This is a genomic window from Gordonia sp. ABSL11-1, from assembly GCF_030315685.1.
GTDB lineage: Bacteria > Actinomycetota > Actinomycetes > Mycobacteriales > Mycobacteriaceae > Gordonia.
Genome location: NZ_JASXSI010000001.1, coordinates 86,141 through 104,890, shown reverse-complemented (window position 1 = coordinate 104,890; position 18,750 = coordinate 86,141). Strand labels below are relative to the sequence as shown.

19 protein-coding genes and 2 pseudogenes are annotated in these 18,750 nt (G+C 67.8%); 9 read left to right on the top strand and 12 right to left on the bottom strand.

Features of this window, described 5'->3' with window-relative positions; translation table 11 throughout:
- The first annotated feature begins 5 nt into the window (after positions 1 to 5).
- The 4 genes from QSJ19_RS00480 to QSJ19_RS00465 all read left to right on the top strand — a co-directional run bounded on the left by QSJ19_RS00480 (position 6) and on the right by QSJ19_RS00465 (position 3,582).
- Complete coding sequence (locus QSJ19_RS00480; protein WP_286317730.1) at positions 6 to 1,559, top strand: 1,4-alpha-glucan branching protein domain-containing protein; 1,554 nt, start codon at positions 6 to 8, stop codon at positions 1,557 to 1,559.
- A 34-nt stretch (positions 1,560 to 1,593) separates the two neighbouring features.
- Positions 1,594 to 2,868 (top strand): glycosyltransferase family 4 protein, encoded by a 1,275-nt coding sequence (locus tag QSJ19_RS00475; protein WP_286317729.1) that lies wholly within the window; start codon positions 1,594 to 1,596, stop codon positions 2,866 to 2,868.
- A gap of 104 nt (positions 2,869 to 2,972) precedes the next feature.
- A complete protein-coding gene (locus QSJ19_RS00470; RefSeq protein WP_286317727.1) occupies positions 2,973 to 3,209 on the top strand; it encodes an AIM24 family protein in 237 nt (78 codons plus the stop codon).
- On the top strand, positions 3,157 to 3,582 hold the full coding sequence (locus QSJ19_RS00465) for an AIM24 family protein (protein ID WP_286317726.1): 426 nt from the start codon (positions 3,157 to 3,159) through the stop codon (positions 3,580 to 3,582). The genes QSJ19_RS00470 and QSJ19_RS00465 overlap by 53 nt, the downstream gene beginning before the upstream one ends.
- 19 nt (positions 3,583 to 3,601) lie before the next feature.
- On the opposite strand, the gene QSJ19_RS00460 is transcribed toward QSJ19_RS00465, so the two are convergent.
- A complete protein-coding gene (locus QSJ19_RS00460) occupies positions 3,602 to 4,351 on the bottom strand; it encodes an acyltransferase (RefSeq protein ID WP_286317725.1) in 750 nt (249 codons plus the stop codon).
- A gap of 94 nt (positions 4,352 to 4,445) precedes the next feature.
- Between QSJ19_RS00460 and QSJ19_RS00455 the strand changes: the two genes are divergently transcribed.
- Positions 4,446 to 5,780, top strand: a complete 1,335-nt coding sequence (locus QSJ19_RS00455; RefSeq protein WP_286317724.1) for an outer membrane protein assembly factor BamB family protein — start codon at positions 4,446 to 4,448, stop codon at positions 5,778 to 5,780.
- A 13-nt stretch (positions 5,781 to 5,793) separates the two neighbouring features.
- Here QSJ19_RS00455 and QSJ19_RS00450 read toward each other — a convergent pair.
- Positions 5,794 to 6,006, bottom strand: a pseudogene (locus QSJ19_RS00450) (helix-turn-helix domain-containing protein); the annotation flags it as partial.
- Between QSJ19_RS00450 and QSJ19_RS00445 the strand changes: the two are divergent.
- Positions 5,983 to 6,240, top strand: a pseudogene (locus QSJ19_RS00445) (MFS transporter); the annotation flags it as partial. The pseudogenes QSJ19_RS00450 and QSJ19_RS00445 overlap by 24 nt on opposite strands.
- A gap of 29 nt (positions 6,241 to 6,269) precedes the next feature.
- On the opposite strand, the gene QSJ19_RS00440 reads toward QSJ19_RS00445, so the two are convergent.
- Positions 6,270 to 7,481, bottom strand: coding sequence for a THUMP-like domain-containing protein (locus tag QSJ19_RS00440; RefSeq protein WP_286317723.1), 1,212 nt, complete (start codon positions 7,479 to 7,481; stop codon positions 6,270 to 6,272).
- A 69-nt stretch (positions 7,482 to 7,550) separates the two neighbouring features.
- Between QSJ19_RS00440 and QSJ19_RS00435 the strand changes: the two genes are divergently transcribed.
- Positions 7,551 to 7,907, top strand: coding sequence for a hypothetical protein (locus QSJ19_RS00435; protein WP_286317722.1), 357 nt, complete (start codon positions 7,551 to 7,553; stop codon positions 7,905 to 7,907).
- Between the two features lie 21 nt (positions 7,908 to 7,928).
- On the opposite strand, the gene QSJ19_RS00430 is transcribed toward QSJ19_RS00435, so the two are convergent.
- Positions 7,929 to 8,900, bottom strand: a complete 972-nt coding sequence (locus QSJ19_RS00430; RefSeq protein WP_286317721.1) for a class I SAM-dependent methyltransferase — start codon at positions 8,898 to 8,900, stop codon at positions 7,929 to 7,931.
- A 45-nt stretch (positions 8,901 to 8,945) separates the two neighbouring features.
- Complete coding sequence (locus QSJ19_RS00425; RefSeq protein ID WP_286317720.1) at positions 8,946 to 9,734, bottom strand: enoyl-CoA hydratase/isomerase family protein; 789 nt, start codon at positions 9,732 to 9,734, stop codon at positions 8,946 to 8,948.
- 57 nt (positions 9,735 to 9,791) lie between these two features.
- On the opposite strand from QSJ19_RS00425, the gene ligD reads away from it, so the two are divergent.
- Positions 9,792 to 10,775, top strand: a complete 984-nt coding sequence (gene ligD, locus QSJ19_RS00420; protein ID WP_286317719.1) for a non-homologous end-joining DNA ligase — start codon at positions 9,792 to 9,794, stop codon at positions 10,773 to 10,775.
- Between the two features lie 234 nt (positions 10,776 to 11,009).
- Here the strand turns inward: ligD and QSJ19_RS00415 are convergent, their stop codons facing one another.
- Together QSJ19_RS00415 and QSJ19_RS00410 are read right to left on the bottom strand one after the other, a co-directional pair.
- Positions 11,010 to 11,825 (bottom strand): NUDIX hydrolase, encoded by an 816-nt coding sequence (locus tag QSJ19_RS00415; protein ID WP_286317718.1) that lies wholly within the window; start codon positions 11,823 to 11,825, stop codon positions 11,010 to 11,012.
- Between the two features lie 53 nt (positions 11,826 to 11,878).
- Positions 11,879 to 12,709 (bottom strand): ABC transporter ATP-binding protein, encoded by an 831-nt coding sequence (locus QSJ19_RS00410; RefSeq protein ID WP_286318133.1) that lies wholly within the window; start codon positions 12,707 to 12,709, stop codon positions 11,879 to 11,881.
- Positions 12,710 to 12,854: 145 nt separating this feature from the next.
- Between QSJ19_RS00410 and QSJ19_RS00405 the strand changes: the two genes are divergently transcribed.
- The gene (locus tag QSJ19_RS00405; protein ID WP_286317717.1) at positions 12,855 to 13,853 is read left to right on the top strand and encodes an LLM class flavin-dependent oxidoreductase; all 999 of its coding nucleotides are present in this window, start codon (positions 12,855 to 12,857) and stop codon (positions 13,851 to 13,853) included.
- A gap of 16 nt (positions 13,854 to 13,869) precedes the next feature.
- Here QSJ19_RS00405 and QSJ19_RS00400 read toward each other — a convergent pair whose 3' ends face one another.
- The 5 genes from QSJ19_RS00400 to ctaD all read right to left on the bottom strand — a co-directional run bounded on the left by QSJ19_RS00400 (position 13,870) and on the right by ctaD (position 18,601).
- Positions 13,870 to 14,331: a cupin domain-containing protein gene (locus QSJ19_RS00400; protein WP_286317716.1), complete on the bottom strand. Its 462-nt coding sequence runs from the start codon at positions 14,329 to 14,331 to the stop codon at positions 13,870 to 13,872.
- Positions 14,328 to 15,095 (bottom strand): aminoacyl-tRNA hydrolase, encoded by a 768-nt coding sequence (locus QSJ19_RS00395; RefSeq protein WP_286317715.1) that lies wholly within the window; start codon positions 15,093 to 15,095, stop codon positions 14,328 to 14,330. The genes QSJ19_RS00400 and QSJ19_RS00395 overlap by 4 nt, the downstream gene beginning before the upstream one ends.
- 6 nt (positions 15,096 to 15,101) lie before the next feature.
- Entirely contained in the window at positions 15,102 to 15,485 is a 384-nt protein-coding gene (locus QSJ19_RS00390) for a VOC family protein (protein WP_286317713.1), read from the bottom strand.
- An 82-nt stretch (positions 15,486 to 15,567) separates the two neighbouring features.
- On the bottom strand, positions 15,568 to 16,797 hold the full coding sequence (serB, locus tag QSJ19_RS00385; protein ID WP_286317711.1) for a phosphoserine phosphatase SerB: 1,230 nt from the start codon (positions 16,795 to 16,797) through the stop codon (positions 15,568 to 15,570).
- Between the two features lie 22 nt (positions 16,798 to 16,819).
- Entirely contained in the window at positions 16,820 to 18,601 is a 1,782-nt protein-coding gene (gene ctaD, locus QSJ19_RS00380; RefSeq protein ID WP_187583450.1) for an aa3-type cytochrome oxidase subunit I, read from the bottom strand.
- Between the last annotated feature and the right edge of the window lie 149 nt (positions 18,602 to 18,750).

Here is an 18,750-nt window from a genome sequence, read left to right as displayed (position 1 = left end):
TCACCGTGTCGGACTCGTCGCGCTCTCCCGTTCCCGGGCAGTTCACCGTGGTGCTGCACTCCCACCTGCCGTGGCTCGCCAACCACGGCCGGTGGCCTGTCGGAGAGGAATGGCTCTACCAGTCATGGGCCGGGTCTTATCTGCCGGTCTTCGCCATGCTCCGCCGCCTCGCCGACGACGGCCTGGCCGATCAGCTGTCGCTGGGCATCACCCCGGTGCTCGCGGCCCAACTCGACGACCCGCACTGTGCCGCATCGATGTACGAATGGCTGGCCGACTGGCAGCTGCGTGCGACCGAGGCCGCGACGTCAGCGGATGCGGATCGCCGGACGCTCGGTGCCCGTGAGTACCGGTGCGCCGCCGACGCGATCGCCGAGTTCGAGTCGCAGTGGCGCCACGGCGGCGCCCCGATGATCCGCACCCTCGCGTCGTCGGGGGTCATGGAACTGCTCGGCGGTCCCCTCGCCCATCCGTTCGCCCCCCTGCTCGATCCGCGTCTGCGACGGTTCTCGTTGACCGAGGGGCTGGCCGACGCCCGCGCGCGGTGGGCCGTCGACCCGGCCGGCATCTGGGCACCCGAATGCGCCTTCGCGCCGGGGATGGAGGACGAATACCGATCGGCGGGGGTCGGCCACTTCCTGGTCGACGGCCCGACGTTGAAGGGCGACACCGCTCTCGGCCGCCCGGTGGGCGACTCCGGCGTCATCGCGTTCGGTCGCGATCTCGTCGTCAGCTATCGGGTGTGGTCGCCGAGGTCCGGGTATCCCGGTCACGCCGCCTACCGCGATTTCCACACCTACGACCATGCGAGCGGACTCAAGCCGGCACGTGTGACCGGCCGCACGGTGGAGGCGAAGGACAAGAGGCCCTACGACCCGCAGCGTGCCGACGCGGTCATCGATCGGCACGTCGACGACTTCGTGGATCAGATACGTCGGCGTCTCGTCGACGAGTCTGCCCGCATCGGACGTCCCGCGCTGGTCGTCGCCGCCTTCGACACCGAGTTGTTCGGGCACTGGTGGCATGAGGGACCGGTGTGGCTCGAACGCGTCCTGCGCCGACTGCCGGAGGCCGGCGTCCGGGTCGGCACACTGGCGTCCGCACGACGGAACGGCTTCGTCGGGACACCGGTCGACCTCCCGGCGTCGTCGTGGGGATCGGGCAAGGACTGGCGTGTCTGGAACGGACCACAGGTGCAACACCTCGTGCAGTTGAACACCGAGGTGACCGAGACCGCGGTGAGTGCCGTCGAGAAGGTGCTGGCCACGGGCGGCCCAACCCGCAGCAGGATCGCCGATCAGATCGTGCGGGAGACCCTCCTGACCGTCGCGTCGGACTGGCCGTTCATGGTCTCCAAGGACACCGCGGCCCAGTACGCTGTCGACCGGGCACACAAACATGCGCACGCGACGCGGGAGATCTGCGATGCCGCGCTGTCCGGTCGCGACGAGCAGGCTGCGAGGCTCGCGGCGAACTGGTCGCGCGCCGACAACCTGTTCGCCGGTCTGGATGCGAGACGGTTGCCCACGATCGACGCGCCGGGGAGGGCACGGGGATGACTGCCAGGGGGATGAACGCGACGGGGGATGTCGGATGAGGGTGTTGATCGTCTCGTGGGAGTACCCGCCTGTCGTCGTCGGCGGCCTGGGTCGCCACGTCCACCACCTCGCGACGGAACTCGCCGGTCAGGGGCACGAGATCATCGTGCTGACGCGCCGGCCCACCGGCACCGACGCGCTCAGCCATCCGACCACCGACATGACGGTCGACCGGGTGCGGATCGTCGCGGTCGCCGAGGACCCGGTCGCGTTCGACTTCGGGCGCGACATGATGGCGTGGACCCTCGCCATGGGTCACTCGTTCGTCCGTGCGGGACTCAGAGTTCTTGCCGGCGAACGTCATTCGCCTGATGGAGGCGGCTGGGAGCCGGACGTCGTACACGCCCACGACTGGTTGGTGGCCCATCCCGCGATCGCGCTCGCCGAGTACTTCGACGTCCCGCTCGTGTCCACCGTCCACGCCACCGAGGCCGGACGGCACAGCGGCTGGGTGAGTGGTCCGACCAATCGTCAGGTGCACTCGGTCGAATGGTGGCTCGCCCGCGAATCCGATTCGCTCATCACCTGTTCGGCCTCCATGCGTGACGAGGTGACCCGACTCTTCGGACCGGATATCCCCGATGTCTCGGTGATCCACAACGGGATCGACATCCGCACCTGGCCGTTCGCTGCGCGCGGTCCCGCCGCGGGTCCCCCGGAACTGCTCTTCGCCGGCCGACTCGAGTACGAGAAGGGTGTGCAGGACCTGCTGGCCGCGCTCCCCCGGATTCGGCGGACGCATCCCGGCACCACGCTGACGGTTGCCGGCACCGGTACCCAGGCGGAGTGGCTGGCCGACGAGACCAGGCGACATCGCGTCACCAAGGCGGTGCGATTCCTCGGCGCCGTCGACCACGACGGCCTGGTCGGCCTGATGCACCGGTGCGCGGCCATCGTGCTGCCCAGCCGCTACGAGCCCTTCGGCATCGTCGCGCTGGAGGCTGCCGCCACCGGTGCGCCCCTGGTCGTCTCGACGGCGGGTGGGCTCGGCGAGGCGGTGAGCGACCCGACCACCGGACTCACCTTCCACCCCGGCGATGTCGCGGGCATCGCGTCCGCCGTCCGCGCCACCCTGGCCGATCCGTCGGCCACGGCGGCCCGCGCCGTGGCGGCCCGCGACCGGCTCACCGATGAGTTCTCGTGGGCAGAGGTCGCCGAACGCACCGCGGGGGTGTACCTGGCCTCGAAACGGCGGGTCCGTCATCTGCTCGGCCGACCGCACATCCCGGAACGGCCCCTACCCGAACGGGATCCCGGACAATCGGAGTAGTCCGCGCCGAGAGCCGCGGCAGATACCTGAATGAGCCATCACCGTGCGCAGCCCGATCTTCGACCAGGCCCAACCGCGAGAAGCAGAGCACCACACGCTGGACCATGCAGTCGGACAAGATGCTTCGCGTCGGTTTCGGACCGGAGGCGTTGGCCGCCAAGGGTGCGATGGACGCCTACCAGGGTCAGTTCGACTTCGCCCACGAGGGTGCCGGCAGCATGTCGAATTTCTTGAAGAAGGCAGTCACCAACGAGGGCGGCCAACTCATGCGGGTCCGCGGTCGGCGAGGTGTTCTTCGCACGCCGCAACAGCAACGTCTTCACCATCGACCTCGAGGGTGATGCGATCACCATCAACACGTCCAGTCTGCTGGCCTTCGACGCCTCACTCGAGGAGGCACATCACGTCGGTCGGCAACGCGGGCATGCTCGCCGGCGGCCTGTTCAACCTGACGCTGACGGGCCTGGGACCGTCGGCATCACCAGCGACGGCCCGCCCATGCTGCTCGACTGTTCGCTCCAGCCGACCTTCGTCGATCCGCAGGCGGCCGTCTGCTGGTCGGCCAACCTCGCGCCGATCGTGAAGAACGACTTCACGATCGGCTCACTGATCGGGCGTGGTTCCGGCGAATCGTTCCAACTCGCCTTCCACGGACCGGGTTTCGTCGTCGTCCAGCCCAGTGAAGGCAGGCCGAGCACCCCGGGCTCCCGCTGAGGACGAGCGCACAGCCCGATCACGACTTGCGCGCGGCGGCCGCCTTCTTGCGTTCGATGTCGGCGAGCGCACGCTCGAGTTCGGCGCGTTCCTCCGCGGTCTTGGCCCAGTCGTCCTTGCGGTTCTTCACGACTCGCGCGGGTGCGCCGACGGCGATCGAATAGTCCGGGATGACGCCGCGGACCACCGCGTGCGAGCCGAGGACACACCCACGTCCGACGACGGTGTTGCGCAGGACGGAGACCTTCGCGGCGATCCAGGTGTCGGGTCCGATCCGGACCGGCCCCTTCACGATCCCCTGATCCTTGATGGGGAGCGTGATGTCGTCCATCTTGTGGTCGAAGTCGCAGATGTAGCACCAGTCCGCGACCAGGGTGGATCCACCGATCTCGAGGTCGAGGTACGAGTTGATCACGTTGTTGCAGCCGAAGACGGTCTTGTCACCGATCCTCAGGCTGCCCTCGTGACAGCGGATCGAGTTCCCGTCGCCGATGTGCACCCACCGACCGATCTCCAGCCGGGACATCTGCGGGGTCGCATGGATCTCGACGTTGCGGCCGAGGAACACCATGCCGCGCAGCACGACGTGCGGATTGCCCAGCCGGAAACGCGCCAGTCGGTAGTAGCGGACCAGGTACCACGGCGAGTACGCCTTGTTACGGATGACCCAGCGCAGCGAGTCCCGGGTCAGGAACCGCGCCTGCGCGGGGTCCCGCCGACGACCGGCCCGCCATCGGGACCCGTAGGAGGCGTTCCACATCGTGGTCATGACGACAAACCCTAATCGACCCGAATTCTCGGCACGATAGGCTCTCTGCTGGCACGTCGAACGACGAGGCAGATCGCGACAGAACAGGAGTCAGATGGCTGTGTCAGCCGGTGGGCGCGGGGTCGCCCGTCAGGTGCCGACGACCCTCGCGGCGATCCTGGCGACCGTCATCGCGGTGATCGTGTCCGCCTGCTCCGACGGGCACATCGACGTCCGTTCCGTCGCCGGACCCGGCTGGTCGAGCTACGGCGGCAACGCGGCCAACTCCAACTTCGCCTACCCGGCCGTGCCCGACGACCTCGCGCTGGCCTGGACACGTCCGACGGGTGGTCCGGTCACGGCGCCGATCACCCTGTCCAACCAGTCGAACGTCGGGGTCACCTCGAACACGGCGAGCGGCTGCAACGTCCTCGTCCTCGATCCGAACAGCGGGCGCAAGAATTTCTGCAAGCGCATGCGTACCGGCATCGAGGTGAACGCACTGCTCGTCGATCAGTTCGACCAGCCATACGTCGGAGAGGAGACGACCTTCCTCGCGTTCAACGCCGGTGGCGCCATCCGCTGGCGACTCCCCGTCCTCGGAGTTCCGCTGTCGGCGAAGTTCGCCGCTCCCGGACAGGTCCTGATCGCGACGACACAGGGACAATTGCTGCTCGTGGACACGCAGACCGGCGAACTCGCCGCTCCCGAGGTGCGACTGCGACCGGACGCCGACCCGGCTGACCCGACCTTCGGCTTCGGCGAGTGCGTCACCAACGGCCCGCGCTGCGCGATTCCGTCCCCGCCGGCGGTCGACAACCAGCACGAACGCCTCTTCGTGAACTTCTGGCCACCGGGCGCCATCGCCTCCCAGGTGCGCGGGATGGACTACTCCACCGCCGACGACGGTCGCACCATCCGCGAGCTCTGGCACGCCGACATCCCCGGCGGGGTCGTCGGTACACCGACCCTGTCGGCCGACGGCTCGACCGTCTACGCGTTCAGTCGGCTCGGGCGGATCGTCGCCCTCGACGCGACCTCGGGCAAGACTCGCTGGACCTACGAGAACGGCGGCTACGGTTTCGCGACGATGTCGGTCTCGCCGGACGGACTGATCATCCCCACGGGTGTGCTCGGGGCACCGCTCACACTGCTGCGCGACGCGGGTGACCATGCCGAACAGGTCTGGCAGCGCAAGGATCTCGCCGTCGTGAGCCTTTCCACCCTGACCGATCAGAAGACAGCCTGGACGGTCGTGCGCGACCGGGGCCGGGATTCGTTGTCCCTCACCGAGGTCTCGAGCACCGACGGCACCACCAAGCGGTCGCTGCCGCTCCCCGAGTCGGGCGGATTCGCAACCGGTGTCTCGGTGTCGCCGTCCGGTCAGATCGCGACGGCGACGAACATCGGCAAAGTCTACTTCTTCGACAGCAGAGCCGCGATCGACTGATCGGACGGCCCGATCAGTCCGCGGTGCCCGCCGACCGCTCGGCGTGATTGCCCGCAAACGTCTTCCGGTACGACGACGGCGACATGCCCAGCCACTTGCGGAGATGGTGACGCAGGTTGTCGGCCGTCCCCAGCCCGGATCTCTCGGCGACGAGATCGACGGACAGGTCCGCGGATTCGAGCAGCCGCCGGGCGAGATCGACACGCCGTTCCCGCACCCAGGTGCCACCTGGGTGTTCATCATCTTCTACGGCCTCGACTGGGTCGCGACCGTTCCGCCGACGATCGCGATCTATCACGAGTACTTCGGCGCGGACACCCCGGTCGTGTTCGGCTGGGTGTTCGCCTCCCATCAGCTCGGCGCGGCGGTCGCCGCCTTCGGCGCCGGGTACATCCGTGACGCCCAGGGCAGCTACGACAACGCGTTCCACATCGCGGCCGGGCTCTGCATCCTCGCCGCGACCTGTGCGGACTGATCCGATGCCACCGGTCAGAACCGGACGCCGGGCTCACAGATGAATCCGACACCCTTCCGACCGATCCGGGTCAGTACCAGAGACAGGGATCGTGAGCCCCTCGGCTTCACTCGCTTCCGCAGTGCGTCCGGGTCGACGTCCAGACCGCGCACGAGGATCTCCAGGGTGCCGCAATCCAGCGTCGACAATCTGCGCCGTAGCTCGCGCTCCGCCACGCCCGTGGTCTCGATGACACGAAATCCCCTCTCCCCCTCGGGGACCGAGTCACCCGTCAGATAGGCGATCTGGGCGTCGAGTTGCCAGAGTCCATGGGTCGCGGCGTACTGGCGGACGAGACCCGCCCGCACGACGGCCCCGTCGGGGTCGACGATCCACTCGCCGGCCTCGCCGACCGTGACGTCATCGTCGATGTCATCGGTCACCTCGTAGGAACCCACGGTGGCATTCGGCCGCGTCCGCAGCACCGTCGCACGGCGCCGCGGTTCACCATCCCGCTCGGTCCACAGGCAGGCCTCGCGGACCGCCCCGTCCAGCGAGGTGATCTGGACCTGCCCGGAAAAGCCGTAGCGATCCCGCAGCACCCGATAATCCAGTCCCGGAGCGCATTTCACGACCAGCGGACGACCCGCCCACGTGCTGAGCATGTCGAGCAGCGGCGGGGTGAGCTGATCGAGGCGGAAGACCCGCCCGGAGCCCGAACGCCGTGCGGGATCGGCGATGACGACATCGGCGGTCGAGACCGGGGCCAGGGCGTCGGCGCGCAACAGGGTCGGGACGCGGCCGCCGAGCGACGTGTTGTGTCGCGCCATCGACAACCGAACCGCGTCGATGTCACTGCCGATGACACCCGCCAGGTCCGGGCAGGCGGAGAGTTCGACGAGTTCGGCACCGATCGAACAAGTGAGGTCATGCACCACGGCGCCGGGGAAGCGATCGCCGATCTCCGCGGCACGATGATGCGCCACCGCGGAGGCCGTAGCCTGCTGCAGTGCATCGTCGGTGAACAACATGTCCTGCGCCGCAGCGAGCTTCGTCCGGGCGCGCCGACGACACAGGATCGTCTCGATCAGCGCGCCGTCGTATGGCGGGTACCGGCGACGGAGCTGACCGACGTCGCCGAGCATCGACGACGACGACAGGTCGAGCTCGCCGGCGGTCGAGAGCGCCTTCGAGCCGTGGCGCGACCGCAGGAAGTCGACGTCGTCGAGCGTGAACCGATATCCCATCGCCGACCATCCTTCCCTCCGCGGAAGCGAATTGACGAGTTAGGTAAGCCTAAGGAAAGATTCAGGACCATGACACGGACTGCCACTGCCACACTCATCATCGTCGCTACGTCCGGCGCCGGACTCATCGCCGGTGCGGGACATGCGAACGCCGACGTCGAGGACGGCACCTACAACCTCTGCATCCAGACCCGATACGGAAGTTCGGTCGACGAGAAGTGCGCCGTCTACCGCGTCGAGGGCAGTTCACTGATCGGCCCCAACGGCACCGCGTTGACCCTCGTCGACACCCCCACCGGCGGCTATGCGGAACTGCCGCCGGTCAGCCGCATCACCCTGATCAGGACGGCCGACGGCTACAAGGCGATCAACTCGGTACTCGGGATCCCGGCCGCCACCTCGACATTCCTCCCGGTCGGCGACTGAGCCGACCGGTCCGGCAGGCCGCTACGGCTTGGTCCCGGTGACGATCGCGTTGTAGAAGAACTTCGGCGGCACGATCTTTCGCAGGACCTTCTCGTCCAGCCACGACAGTCGCTTCCAGCCGTTGAACGCGAACATCGCCCAACCCCACCCGAGCTTCTCGGCCGGCACGGCGGCCTCGAACGTCCGTACCGGCCACCCGAGCATCGCAGCGGCGAGCTCTTCGGTGGCCGTCTCGACCCGCACGGCACCAGCATTCCGTGCGAGCCGCTCGAGTTCGGCCGGATCGAATGTGTGGATGTCGACGACCGCCTCGAGGGCCGCGGCACGTGAGGACTCGTCGAGCTCCTCCTGCGGACGACGCCACGATTGCAGGGGTCCGAGTTTGGTGACGGTGGTCGCGGCAGCCCAGGTGGCCCTGCTCATCCACCGGGCGTAGAAGTCGCCGATGGTCGTCGGTTCGCCGGCGAACACGAACCGTCCTCCCGGCTTCAGGACGCGGAGGACCTCGCGCAGGGCCTGCTCGACGTCCGGGATGTGATGCAGCACCGCGTGTCCGACGACGAGATCGAACGTGTTGTCCTCGTACGGGATCTTCTCCGCGTCGGCGACGCGGCCGTCGACGTCGAGGCCGAGGTTCTCCGCGTTGCGCAGCGCGACCTTCACCATCCCGGGCGACAGATCGGTGACCGAACCCTTCGTCGCGACACCGGACTGCATGAGGTTGAGAAGGAAGAATCCTGTGCCACAACCTAGTTCCATCGCCCGCCCGTACGGCAGCGCCGCATCGGCGGCGACGGCGTCGAAACGTCCGCGCGCATAGTCGATGCACCGCTCGTCATAGGAGATCGACCACTTGTCGTCGTAGGTCTCGGCTTCCCAGTCGTGATAGAGCACCTGCGCCAGCTTGGTGTCGCTGAGCGCGGCCTTGACCTGGTCTTCGGTGGCGTGCGGATTCGGTTCGGGATCGGTCCCCGGGGTCACGTTCGTCGTCATCTCTCGGCTACTTCCTCGTCGTCGGGGTTGGTCGCGGTGAGTGGGTCACTTGCCGGTGAACCGGGCCTTGCCCGGTCCGTTCTCGACGAAGGACGCCATTCCGATCGCACGGTCCTCGGTGGCGAACAGCGCGGCGAAGAGTTGCTCCTCGATCTTGAGCCCGGTGGCAAGATCCACGCCCAACCCCTGGTCGACGGACTTCTTGCCGGCCGCCAGCGCAATCGAGGCCGCGTTCGCGAACTGTCCGGCCCACGCGAGGGCGGCGTCGTAGACCTCGTCGGGCGCCACGACCTCGTCGACGAGGCCGATCGCGAGCGCATCCTCGGCACCGACGAACCGCCCGGTGAAGATCAGGTCCTTGGCCTTCGACGGCCCGATCAGGCGTGCCAGCCGCTGCGTGCCGCCGCCACCCGGGATCACACCCAGCAGGACCTCGGGCACACCGAGCTTGGCGTTGTCGCCCGCGATCCGGCGATCGGCGCCGAGGGCGACCTCGAGCCCTCCACCCAGGGCGTAACCGGTGATGGCGGCGACCGTGGGCTTGGGGATCTCGGAGATCGAGCCCAGCGCCGACTGGAGGCGACCGGCGACCTTGCTCATCTCGGCATAGGTCATGTCGTTCATCTCTTTGATGTCGGCGCCCGCAGCCAGGACCTTCGGCCCGCCGTAGACCACGACGGCCTTGATGTCATCGCGCCGGGTGGCCTCGTCGGCTGCCGCGGCGAGCTCGCTCTGCACCTGACGATTCAGGGCGTTCATCGGCGGCCGGTTGAGCAGGATGGTGCCCACGCCCGGGTGATCATCGGATGTCTCGAGGGTGACGAACTCAGCCATGGTCGAAGGCTACCGTCATCCCTCCCCGGCTCGGCCCCCAGGCCATAGAGTTGACGCATGGCGAAGGCCTCGAGCGACGCGGGTGAACCCATCGGGTTGGAGGTCGGCGAGCGGGTGATCCGCCTGTCGAGTCCCGACCGCGTCTATTTCGCCGAGCGCGGCGAGACCAAGCGGGATCTCGCCGACTACTACCTCGCCGTCGGAGAGGGCATCGTCCGCGCGCTGCGGGACCGCCCCTGCATGTTGCACCGGTTCCCCAAGGGCGTCAGCGGCAAGAAGGTCCACCAGAAGCGGATTCCGGCCGGCGCCCCGGACTGGCTGGAGACCGTGGAGCTCTGGTTCCCACGCTTCGGCCGGACCGCCGATGAACTGTGCGTGACCGAGCTCGGGAGTGTGATCTGGGCCGTGCAGATGTCGACCGTCGAGTTCCATCCGTGGAACTCCCGGCGCGACGACCCGGAATCGCCCGACGAGTGGCGCATCGACCTCGATCCGATGCCGGACTGCCCGTTCTCGCGCATCCAGCGCGTCTCCCACGTCGTGGAGGAGGTGCTCGACGAACTCGGCATCCGGGGTTTCCCGAAGACTTCGGGCGGTCGCGGACTGCACATTTACGTGCGGATCGAGCCCGAATGGGGCTTTCCCCAGGTCCGGCGCGCCGCCCTCGCATTCGCGCGCGAGGTCGAACGACGGGCGCCCGACGACGTGACGAGCACGTGGTGGCGCAAGGACCGGGATCCTGCAGCCGTCTTCGTCGACTACAACCAGAACACCCGCGACCACACCATGGCCTCGGCGTACTCGGTGCGGGGCAATCCGCGGGCGACCGTGTCGGCGCCGATCCTGTGGTCGGAGATCGACGATGTCGCACCGGACGATTTCACGATCGCGACGATGCCGGCGCGATTCGCGGAGATCGGGGACCTGCACGCAGAGATCGACGACGTGGCGCATCGCCTCGACACGCTGCTGGAGTGGGCCGACCGCGACGACATCTCCGCCGATGACCTCGACGACGAGGTCATCGACAGGGATCGGTGATCTGCCGCAGAGACACCCGGACGTCTCGCAGGGCCTCGAACCTGCTGTCCCCCAGGTGTTCTCGCCAGTCCTGTTCGACGCTGACGACCTCACGTCCGACCACCTCGCACAGTTCGAGTCCACGCCGAGGCCCCGGTCGGCGACATCCTGATGGTGTTCGCCGGCCGCACCGACGCGGTCGAGGTGCCGGGGACCTCGGCCACGGCCGTGCGGTCGACTACCGCGTGAGGTCGACTACAGCGTGATGTCGGGGGCCTTCTGCTCACCGAGCGTCGCGAAGTAGCGATCAGAGCCCGCGAAACTCAAGCCGGAAAGACCGGCGCCGGGCGTGATCGACGGCTGGATGGGCTCGATCTCATGAGTGGCGGCGAGCAGATCGGCGACTGAATCGTATTCAGCGATCGCGGTCAGTTGCGCCCATGTCGGCGGGAGCAGGAAATGCAGGCCCGCTGCCCACGCATCGAGGGCGTCCTGCGCACCGATCCACCGTGCGACCTCCGCCTCACTCGTCTGATCGTCGGGGTCCTGGCCGTCGGGCAGCGCCGCGACGAAGAACCGGGTGTCGTAGCGTCGCTTCTCGTTGACCGGGGTGATCCAGTGCGCGAACGGCCGTAGCAGGTCCGCACGCAGGGTCAACTGCTGTGCCCCGAAGAAATCCGCGAGCGACAACGACTTGTCGACGAGCTGGGTACGTTGTGCGGCGAACGTCTGCGGTTCCGGGGACGAGCCGTCGGAACCGGTCGCCAGCAGTACCCCGCACTCCTCGAAGGTCTCCCGGACCGCCGCGCAGACCAGCGCCTTCGCGGTGTCGGCGTCGGTGCCGAAGGCATCGGCCCACCACTGCGCGTCCGGGCCCGTCCACCCGAGGTCGACCTCGGCATCCCGGGGATCGACACCGCCTCCCGGGAACACTGTCATGCCGCCGGCAAAGGCCATCTGCTTCACCCTGCGCTGCAGGAACACCTCGATGCCGCTCGCGGTGTCGCGGACCAACACGACGGTCGCCGCATCACGCAGCGGTGCGGGCGCAGGGGACTCCGATGTGGCCATGACGAAACATCTCCTCCTCGACGGGCGATCGCCTCGACATTAGCCTCCGCGGTTCAGTCCGCCGCACGCCGATGGCCGCCGGCCCGACGGGTGCGGCGCGCGAAGTATCGGCCGTCGACCTTGTCGAGGGTGATCTGCTGTCGGAACGCGGTCGAGAGGTTCTTGCCGGTGAGCACATCCTCGAGCAGACCCTGATCGACGATGTCACCCTCGGACAGCAGCAGTGCGTGGGTGAAACCGTCGGGGATCTCCTCCACGTGATGGGTGATGAGGACGATGGCCGGGGCCTCCGGGTCCGAGGCGAGACGGCCGAGCCGGTCGACCAGCTCCTCGCGCCCGCCGAGGTCCAGTCCGGCGGCCGGCTCGTCGAGCAGGAGCAGTTCCGGGTCCGTCATCAACGCCCGGGCGATCAGCACACGCTTGCGTTCGCCTTCGGACAGGGTGCCGAACAGGCGATCCGCCAGATGTTCGGCACCCATCGACTCCAGTGATTCCACCGCCTGCGCGCGGTCGACGTCGTCGTAGCGCTCACGCCAGCGGCCCATCACGGCGTAGCCGGCGGAGATGACCACGTCACTGACTACCTCGCCGGCGGGGACGCGCTCGGCGAGCGCCGCACTCGAGACGCCGATCCGGGTGGACAGTTCGCGCAACTCGACCTTGCCGAGTTCCTCGGTGAGGACGAACGCGGTACCCGACGTGGGGTGCTCCTGAGCAGCCGCCAGACGCATCAGCGACGTCTTCCCGGCACCGTTCGGACCGATCACCACCCAGCGCTCATCGAGCTCGACCTGCCAGGTGACCGGACCGACCAGGGTGTTCCCGCCACGAACGAGGGTCACGTCCCTGAAGTCGACCAGCAGGTCGGGATCGGATTCGTACACGTCGCTGATCGCAGCACTCTCGTCGGTCACTCCCCTATCGTGCACCACCGGTGGTCCGGCCGCGCGAACCCATGCGACACGTGCTCGGCGACAACGGAATACATCGGGACGGAATAAGAGACGACGACATCGCCTTGACCTTCACATGAGTGTTGATCTGTCGATCCTCGACCTCGCCCAAGTCGGTACCGGCGAGAGTGTCGGGAACAGTTTCGCCGCGAGCGTGGACATGGCCCGTCGTGCCGAGGGCTGGGGCTACCGACGCATCTGGTACGCAGAGCACCACAACATGTCCAGCATCGCCTCGGCAGCCCCCGCGGTCCTGATCGCGCACGTCGCGGCGAACACCGAGTCGATCCGACTCGGCGCGGGCGGGGTGATGCTGCCGAACCATTCACCGCTGGCGATCGCGGAACAGTTCGGCACCCTGGCGGAACTGCACCCGGGTCGCATCGATCTCGGCCTCGGTCGCGCGCCCGGTGGCGATCAGCAGACGTTCTCGGCGCTGCGCCGGACGATGGCCTCGGCGGACAGCTTCCCGTCGGATGTCCTCGAGTTGCAGGGCTACCTCCGCGGTCAGTCGCGCGTCGAGGGCGTCGATGCCACTCCCGGTGCCGGTACGAACGTTCCCCTCTACATCCTCGGGTCGTCTCTGTTCGGGGCACAGCTCGCCGCCACCCTCGGCCTCCCGTACGCCTTCGCGTCGCATTTCGCGCCGCAGGCTCTCGAGGAGGCGGTCGCGCTCTACCGGCGCGAGTTCCAGCCCTCGGACCAGCTCGAGGCGCCGTACGTGATCGCGGGGGTCTGCGTGATCGCCGACGACGACGCGTCGGTGGCGCACGAACAACTGCGGCTGGCGAAACGGCATCGCGTCAACGCGCTCTTCGGCCGCAACGGCCGCCGCTTCACCGACGAGGAGGCCGACATGATCCTCGATATGCCACAGGGTCGTCAGATCGACTCGATGATGACCTACGCGGGCGTCGGCACGCCGACGGAGGTGCACCACTACCTCGAGTGGTTCGCCGGGCACGCCGATGCCGACGAGCTCATCGTCGCCTCCATCGCCCCGGACCGGGAGATCTGGCGGAACACGTTGGCGCACATCGCACCGGCGCGGTCGCTGTCACCTGCCGGCGACTGACCCACTGCGGCGGGGATCAGCGGGGTGGCTCGAGCCGGAAGTCCGCGAAGTCGAAGCCCGGCACGACCACGCAACTGACCAGCGCAGGCTCGTCTCCCACCGGACGCGCACGTTGCCAGACCCCCGGTGGGACGACCGTCTGTGGTTGCTGCGCGACCTCGACGTGCGGGCCCACGACGACGCCGTCCGGGACACCCGGTCGATCGTCGTCGCCGCCGAGTTCGAGCAGCACCGCCGACCCCCGATGGTGCATCCAGAGCTCCGCTCCCCGCACGGTGTGCCACGCCGACTGCTCACCCGGCAGCAGCAGGAACAGGATGGCGGTGCCACCCACACGGTCGCCCGGATAACCCTCCGGCAACACGGCCACGGGGATGGTGTCCGCGCTGCGCCACGTCTCCCGGAACCAACCGCCCTCCGGGTGGGGGTTCAATCCCAGGCCGCGCGCCCAGTCCGGCAGCCGTTCGTCGGCGGTCACCCGATCACCTCCGCGATGACCGTCACCGAACCCGGCGCGACCTCGGTGAAGCCTGCATCGCGAACAGCGACAGCTTCACCCCGGCCGTCGGCCTCGAGCAACGCATGCCACCGGTCACCGGTGGCCTCCCGGACCACGAGAGGGCATCCGGCCGATCGCCATTCGCGAGCGGCGGGCAGATCCATCACCGTGACCGCGAGCATCGAGCCGTGACCGACCTGTGCCGCGGCCTTTCCGACCGACATGTCGAGATCAGGATTCATCCACAGACACACGCCGTGTCCGGGCGGATCGCTCGGGAGCGTGCCGTCGACCTCGGTCCCGCCGATCTGCAGACGAGAGATCCGCCGGTCCACGTCGCCGACCCGGCCGGGCACGATCGCACGCGCCTGTCCGCCGCCGTCGGTAGCGGTCAGCCCCCAGACCTCCTGCGCGGCAGCCCATTGCGCCCCGCGAGCTCGGCGGGCGATCTTCCGGATACGAGCATCGCACCACGCCGCCATCGGAGCGGCCCACGGACCGTCACCACCGGCACGGTCGTCGAGGCACAACAGGACGGCGGCCCGAGCGGCCGCGCCGAGCAGGTCGGCGCGGGCCGGCGGTTGCGTCTTCTCGATCCGCACGACCACCTGCATGGCGAGCACATCGGCGGGATCGGCGGGATCATCACCACCACCCACATAGCCGACGAGTCGTCGGTACACGTCATCGAATCGACCGGTGTCGTCACCGTCGGCGTCGGATTCCGTTGCGGCATCGGTCAAGCCGGGTCACCCCCAGTTCTCGGCCCTGGTGAGGCAGAACGGATGTCCGCCCGGATCGAGCAGCACACGCCATGTCTCGCCGGGTTGATCATCTGGCACCGTCGCGCCCAACGCGACACACCGGGCCGCTCCGTCGTCGAGGTCGGCGACCGCGAGGTCGAAGTGGAACTGCTTGCTGCCGTGCTGGTTCGGCCATGCAGGTGGCCGATAGTCGGGAACGGAGCCGAATCCGAGCGCCGGAACGCCCGCCGCCTTCAGCATGGCGTATCCGTCGCCGGAAGCGGTGATCTCCCAACCGAGCACGGCGGACCAGAACTCGGCGGAGACCTGGGCGTCGGCGCAGTCGAGCGTGACCATCGCGAGGTCGGCGATGGGGTCGGTGGTGGTCATCAGGGTGTCCTCTCGTCGTCGGATCGCACACCATGATCATCGCGCCCCCAGGTCGGCAGCCGATAGAAGATTCACGACAGCGTCAGGCAAGTGGTACACGGCGCAGCACACCGTCCGCCGCATCGGCCGCCTCGATCTCGTCGCGCGTGACGCCGAGGATGAACAGCACGGCATCGAGGAACGGATGGCTCAGCGCCGCGTCTGCGACCTCCCGCAACGCGGGCTTCGCGTTGAAGGCGATGCCGAGTCCGGCCACGCTGAGCATGTCGATGTCGTTGGCGCCGTCGCCGACGGCGATCGTCTGTTCCATCGGCACCCCGACCTGATCGGCGAACGCGCGCAACGCTTTCGCCTTGCCCGCCCGGTCGATCACGTCGCCGACGACGCGGCCGGTGAGCTTGCCGTCGACGATCTCGAGGGTGTTGGCGCGGACGAAGTCCAGTTCGAGTTCGTGCGCGAGGCCGTCGATCACCTGTCGGAAGCCGCCCGACACCACGCCGCAGTGGTAACCGAGCCGATGCAGGGTGCGGATGGTGGTCCGTGCACCGGGCGTGAGTTGCAACGAACCGGCCACGTCGTCGATGACCGCGGCGTCGAGGCCGGCGAGAACGGCGACCCGCTGATGCAGCGATTCGGTGAAGTCGAGTTCGCCGCGCATCGCCGCCTCGGTCACCGCAGCGACCTCCGCCTCGCGACCGGCACGTGCGGCGAGCATCTCGATGACCTCACCCTGGATGAGTGTCGAGTCGACGTCGAACACGATCACCCGCTTGGCGCGCCGCGCGAGGCCGCCTCGTTCGATCGCGATGTCGACCCCGTGGCCGGCGGCCACGGCGGCGAGTCCCTTGCGGAGCGCGGAGTCGGCGGCGACGCCGTCACGACCGGTGCTGACCATGAGTTCCAGGCCGGTCAGCGGGTAGTCGGCGACCCCGCGGATCGAGTCGATGTTGGTACCCTGCCCGGCGAGTTCCGCGGCGATGGCACGAAATGCCTTTGCGGTGACCGGACTTCCCAGGACGACGACCGCGTGACTGGCCGGACGACGGCCGGCGCTCGCGGCCCCGACCTCGACAATCACGTCGATGCCGATCGAGGCCATCGCCTGCTCGACGACCTCTTGGAGTCGTTCCGGATCCCCGACCGCCGCGACGAGCACACCCAGGGTGAGTCGTCCTCTGATGACCACCTGCTCGACGTCGAGCAGGCTCACCCGTTCGCCGGCCAGGGCACCCATGAGTACCGAGGTGACCCCGGGCTTGTCCGGCCCGGTGACGGTGATCAGAACGGTGGTGTCGCCTGGTTCTTTCGCCACGTGTTCGCGTTCGCCCGGGGCGTCAGCGCGGATCCGGGTCCCCGGACGCCTCGTGAGTGCCGGTCGTCAGCGGACCACGACGGGTGTCCTCGACGGCCTCGCTCTCGTGGCCGTGACCCGGCCCCACGTGCGCCTCGGCGCGCATCCGCTCGATCATGTGCGGATAGTGCAGCTCGAACGCCGGGCGCTCCGACCGGATACGGGGCAGCTCGGTGAAGTTGTGCCGCGGCGGCGGGCAGCTGGTGGCCCACTCGAGCGAGTTGCCGAAGCCCCACGGGTCGTCGACCGTGACGACCTCGCCGTAGCGGTAGCTGCGGAAGACGTTCCACAGGAACGGCAACGTCGACAGGCCCAGGATGAAGGCGCCCACGGTGGAGATCATGTTGAGCGTCGTGAAGCCATCCGACGGCAGGTAGTCGGCGTACCGGCGCGGCATCCCCTCGTTGCCCAGCCAGTGCTGAACCAGGAACGTGGTGTGGAAGCCGATGAACGTCAGCCAGAAGTGGATCTTGCCGAGCCGTTCGTCGAGCATGCGTCCGGTCATCTTCGGGAACCAGAAGTAGATGCCCGCGTAGGTGGCGAACACGATGGTGCCGAAGAGCACGTAGTGGAAGTGCGCGACCACGAAGTAGCTGTCGGACAGGTGGAAGTCCAGCGGCGGGCTGGCGAGCAACACACCGGTGAGGCCACCGAAGAGGAACGTCACGATGAAGCCCACCGAGAACAGCATCGGAGTCTCGAACGTCATGTTCCCTCGCCACATCGTGCCGATCCAGTTGAAGAACTTCACACCGGTCGGGACCGCGATGAGGAACGTCATGAAGGAGAAGAACGGAAGCAACACAGCGCCCGTCACGTACATGTGGTGTGCCCACACGGCCACCGACAGAGCGGCGATCGACAACGTCGCGTACACCAGGCCGGAGTAACCGAAGATCGGCTTCCGCGCGAACACCGGGAACACCTCGGACACGATGCCGAAGAACGGGAGCGCGATGACGTACACCTCGGGGTGACCGAAGAACCAGAACAGGTGCTGCCACAGGATCACACCGCCGTTGGCGGGGTCATACAGGTGGGCGCCGAACTGGCGATCGACCTCCAGGCCGAGCAGGGCCGCGGTCAGCAGCGGGAACACGAGCAGGATCAGCACGCTGGTGACGAGGATGTTCCAGGTGAAGATCGGCATGCGGAACATGGTCATGCCGGGAGCACGCAGGCAGACGACGGTGGTCACCATGTTCACGCCACCGAGGATGGTGCCCAGACCACTCACACCCAGACCCATGATCCAGAGGTCGGCTCCGACGCCCGGCGAATGGATGGCATCGGTCAGCGGGGTGTACGCGGTCCAACCGAAGTCGGCGGCGCCGCCCGGCGTCAGGAAGCCGGCCAGGGCGATCGACGCGCCGAACACGAACAGCCAGAAGCCGAAAGCGTTGAGTCGCGGGAAAGCGACATCGGGCGAACCGATCTGCAGCGGCAGGACGAAGTTCGCGAATCCGATGACGATCGGCGTCGCATAGAACAGCAGCATCACCGTGCCGTGCATGGTGAACAGTTGGTTGAACTGCTCGGTGGACAGGAACTGCATGCCCGGGTGGGCGAGCTCGCCGCGCATCAGCAGCGCCATCAGACCGCCGATCAGGAAGAACGCAAAGCAGGCGGTGATGTACATCATGCCGATCAGCTTGTGATCGGTGGTGGTGATCAGCTTGTAGATGAACGAACCCTTGGGCTGATAGCGCTCCGGAAAGGGACGCACTGGAGCCACTTGCGTGGTGGGCTGGTCGACCGCGGTCACAGATCCTCCTCGTTGCGCAACCAACGGGGCCGGTCACCTGCCGTTTCCCCTCGGTCGCCACATGAACAAAACGAGCGCTGGTTACTGATCCTAAACCCTCGAAGGGGCGGTGGCCGAACGGGTCCTACGATCCGTCGTATTTCATTCCG